We start from the raw sequence: 1132 nt of genomic DNA, 5'->3' as shown, positions 1-1132 counted from the left end.
ACAGTAGACATCACATTCAAGTAATACAAGATATCACATAGTGATTCTTTTTAACGGTTAAGTTAGAAAGGGCGCACGGTGGATGCCTTGGCACTAGGAGCCGATGAAGGACGGGACGAACACCGATATGCTTCGGGGAGCTGTAAGCAAGCTTTGATCCGGAGATTTCCGAATGGGGAAACCCACCACTCGTAATGGAGTGGTATCCATATCTGAATACATAGGATATGAGAAGGCAGACCCGGGGAACTGAAACATCTAAGTACCCGGAGGAAGAGAAAGCAAATGCGATTCCCTGAGTAGCGGCGAGCGAAACGGGATTAGCCCAAACCAAGAGGCTTGCCTCTTGGGGTTGTAGGACACTCTGTACGGAGTTACAAAGGAACGAGGTAGATGAAGAGGTCTGGAAAGGCCCGCCATAGGAGGTAACAGCCCTGTAGTCAAAACTTCGTTCTCTCCTGAGTGGATCCTGAGTACGGCGGAACACGTGAAATTCCGTCGGAATCCGGGAGGACCATCTCCCAAGGCTAAATACTCCCTAGTGACCGATAGTGAACCAGTACCGTGAGGGAAAGGTGAAAAGCACCCCGGAAGGGGAGTGAAAGAGATCCTGAAACCGTGTGCCTACAAGTAGTCAGAGCCCGTTAACGGGTGATGGCGTGCCTTTTGTAGAATGAACCGGCGAGTTACGATCCCGTGCAAGGTTAAGCTGAAGAGGCGGAGCCGCAGCGAAAGCGAGTCTGAATAGGGCGTTTAGTACGTGGTCGTAGACCCGAAACCAGGTGATCTACCCATGTCCAGGGTGAAGTTCAGGTAACACTGAATGGAGGCCCGAACCCACGCACGTTGAAAAGTGCGGGGATGAGGTGTGGGTAGGGGTGAAATGCCAATCGAACCTGGAGATAGCTGGTTCTCCCCGAAATAGCTTTAGGGCTAGCCTCAAGGTAAGAGTCTTGGAGGTAGAGCACTGATTGGACTAGGGGCCCCTACCGGGTTACCGAATTCAGTCAAACTCCGAATGCCAATGACTTATCCTTGGGAGTCAGACTGCGAGTGATAAGATCCGTAGTCGAAAGGGAAACAGCCCAGACCGCCAGCTAAGGTCCCAAAGTATACGTTAAGTGGAAAAGGA

At 51.3% G+C, this 1132-nt stretch carries 1 rRNA gene; it reads left to right on the top strand.

Annotated features, from left to right (window positions below):
* Nucleotides 1–55: 55 nt before the first annotated feature.
* A 23S ribosomal RNA gene (locus ACFUN8_RS37345) occupies nucleotides 56–1132 on the top strand; the annotation flags it as partial.

Origin of the sequence: Streptomyces sp. NPDC057307 (assembly GCF_042667665.1) — a bacterium.
In the GTDB taxonomy this organism is placed as follows: Bacteria; Actinomycetota; Actinomycetes; order Streptomycetales; family Streptomycetaceae; genus Streptomyces.
Note: the sequence above shows the minus strand (reverse complement) of the source record. Positions and strands in the feature narration are given on the sequence as shown.